The organism is Rhizobium lentis, from assembly GCF_014200175.1.
Classification (GTDB): domain Bacteria; phylum Pseudomonadota; class Alphaproteobacteria; order Rhizobiales; family Rhizobiaceae; genus Rhizobium; species Rhizobium mulingense.
The window spans coordinates 1-2,276 of record NZ_JACHBD010000041.1 but is presented as its reverse complement, the minus strand read 5'-3'; the positions used below and the strand labels follow the sequence as shown (position 1 = coordinate 2,276).

The 2,276-nt window shown below is 60.5% G+C and carries 4 protein-coding genes; 1 reads left to right on the top strand and 3 read right to left on the bottom strand.

The genetic code is table 11. The features are described from left to right. The first annotated feature begins 124 nt into the window (after positions 1-124). Entirely contained in the window at positions 125-382 is a 258-nt protein-coding gene (locus GGI60_RS31620; protein ID WP_183934987.1) for a WGR domain-containing protein, read from the top strand. A gap of 30 nt (positions 383-412) precedes the next feature. Here GGI60_RS31620 and GGI60_RS31615 read toward each other — a convergent pair whose 3' ends face one another. From GGI60_RS31615 to GGI60_RS31605, 3 genes are all read right to left on the bottom strand, one after another. Beyond that, complete coding sequence (locus GGI60_RS31615) at positions 413-586, bottom strand: hypothetical protein (protein WP_176439513.1); 174 nt, start codon at positions 584-586, stop codon at positions 413-415. Positions 587-915: 329 nt separating this feature from the next. After that, entirely contained in the window at positions 916-1,407 is a 492-nt protein-coding gene (locus GGI60_RS31610; RefSeq protein ID WP_183934986.1) for a hypothetical protein, read from the bottom strand. A gap of 328 nt (positions 1,408-1,735) precedes the next feature. Continuing rightward, a complete protein-coding gene (locus GGI60_RS31605; protein ID WP_176439512.1) occupies positions 1,736-1,900 on the bottom strand; it encodes a hypothetical protein in 165 nt (54 codons plus the stop codon). Positions 1,901-2,276: the final 376 nt, after the last annotated feature.

Genomic DNA, 2,276 nt, shown 5'->3' with positions numbered 1-2,276 from the left:
GCCGAAGGCGGTCGCCTAAACCTCTCGGGATTTTTGGCCTATCATCACAGTTATGAATCGATCTGCGCCGACCGATTCATAAGTGTCGTTGGACGCGATTCCGGCGATCGGCGATTCTGGTCTCATGATCGCACAGCCCTATCACCTCTATGTCGAACGCACCGATGTGGCGAAGAACATGGCGCGCTACTATGCCATGTCGATCGAACCGAACCTCTTTGGCGATGTTTGCCTGCTCAGGAAATGGGGGCGCATTGGCGCAAAGGGTCAGACGATGATCCATCATTTCGGGCGGGAAGAGGAAGCAGTCGAATTGTTTCTCGATCTGCTCCGACAAAAGCGAAAACGCGGTTACCGCCCGCGCGCCACCGTGGCGAGTTGAGAAAGGCCCGCCGAAGCGGGCCAATATGCCTCATCGGCGCCGGTTCCAATCGGTCTCGAAGAATACCTCGATTTCGATAAAGAACGGGATCTTGATCGCAAGCTTCAGGCCGAGCTTACCCTTGCGGAAGAAGTGGCTGATCACCTTGCCGAGAGAACGGAGCCGACGGCCGGTGGCGGCGAGGAATTGAGCGAGTTGTTGCATGTGTTTCTCCTTTCGAATTGCGGTCATCGCGGGGATAGTGGCGGACCGGAAAGGAGGGACGCACCCAGAGGGCCGAAACGAATGTGGAGGACTTGCCGGCGACTGAATTTTGATCGGCGAGGAGCCGCAGAACGCGGCGGGGAAAATTCTGGCGGCGGCAGGTTGCGTCGCGACGCACGGGCTGCAACATCCCCGATGAGAGATGACGGCAGGTCGAAAGGAAGAGACTCAGCTGGTCGTTCTCGCGATCATTGCGATGGTCTCGTCGGCATCTCAACGAAGGGCCGCTCTCGCCGCCCTCCGGATGGTCGAGCCCGCCGACGGATTGATTATGATGCTGGGCACCTGATGTAGCTGACACGGGAGGCAGTTACTGCGATACCGGTTTCCCGTGTGATATCCTTGATGACCGGCGCAAGTGAGCCGAGTTCGTCGTCGGTGAGCGCAATCAGCTCCGGATAGTCGATGTCGACGCCGGTATAGTCCGCCGTGAAAGCGATGGACCAATCGCCGCCATTGACGCGGTATTCGTGCGTGTCGAAATCGATGTCCAGTTCATCCAGCAGATTGATGGTGAGGCGTCCGAAGATCTCGGTCTCACCTTCCAGCCGGTACGCGGCATATTCGTCGTCGCCGGCAAGAACGCTCCGCTCCAATGCCATGATGGTCTGGATACGACCGGTAGCCGCCTCAAGCCCTTCGAGCAGTCGATCATGGAGCTTTCGCGAGACGTCGGTATCGCAGCCGAAGCGGTTTGCCAGGACGACGAGCCGGAAACCGGAAAGCTTGGTGTAGAGCGCAAGGTTCTGGTCAGATGTCATTGTGTGATCTCCTTCATCTTGATGACGGAGATTGGCCACTCCGTGGCAAAGAGGGGTCAAGGATCGCGGGACGCGGCGCGCAAGCGGGGGAACCGATTTTTTCGGGAAGCGACAGCGGCGGAAAAATTGGGGGAAACCGCGCCGTCCTTGACGCCGGATTTGCTGGAGTACGATGGGACGTCATAGAGAGAAGAGACCCACGCCCACAAAGGGGGCGTGACCGTATCCGGCGCGAGCCGGCGGGAGTGTCGAGGGATGAAATCCCTGACAGCCGGAAGGCCGGTCGATCCGGCCGACAGGCTGATATTACGGCAGAATGAGAGCCGCCTCAGAAAGGCGGCTCGGCTTCGATGATGCCGTCCTGTTCGGCAAGCGCCACGGCCAGATCGGCCTCGGCGAGCTGAAGCTCCGCTTCGACCTGGCGGCGCTCGACGGCGTCGCAGGCGTTCCTCAACTCGGCGCGCAGCTCCTCGATGTGCCGTTCGATGGTCATCGTCTCATCTCCTTGAGTTCGTGAAAGACGAGACGGCGGGGCGGGAAGAGATGACGGGGTCAAGGAGCGCGGAAGCGACCGGCGGAGCCGGCGAGTGGGGGAGCCGATTTTGTTGGAGTGGAGGGAACCGGAGCAGAGGCAAAATTGGGGGCACCGCTCGTCCTTGAGGCAGGCATTTCTTCCCGGCACGATAGCCTCCACTGAGCAGACAAATTCCGGTTCCGTATTGCACCGAAAAGTCCGGCGGCAGGCTCGATGCCTGCCGCCGGCTTGTCCTTGTGGCCGGTTGGCCCCGCCTGGCCGGCGGGGCCTGTCCGGATCTCAGTCCCTGTTGGGGCGGGACCAGATCAGCTGGTAGCCGTCCTCGCCCTCGACC

What these genes read in the sequence shown, in the direction of transcription:
- GGI60_RS31620 (WP_183934987.1), top strand. Translation starts at nt 125, where the DNA reads ATGATCGCACAGCCCTATCACCTCTATGTCGAACGCACCGATGTGGCG.
- GGI60_RS31615 (WP_176439513.1), bottom strand. Translation starts at nt 586, where the DNA reads ATGCAACAACTCGCTCAATTCCTCGCCGCCACCGGCCGTCGGCTCCGT.
- GGI60_RS31610 (WP_183934986.1), bottom strand. Translation starts at nt 1,407, where the DNA reads ATGACATCTGACCAGAACCTTGCGCTCTACACCAAGCTTTCCGGTTTC.
- GGI60_RS31605 (WP_176439512.1), bottom strand. Translation starts at nt 1,900, where the DNA reads ATGACCATCGAACGGCACATCGAGGAGCTGCGCGCCGAGTTGAGGAAC.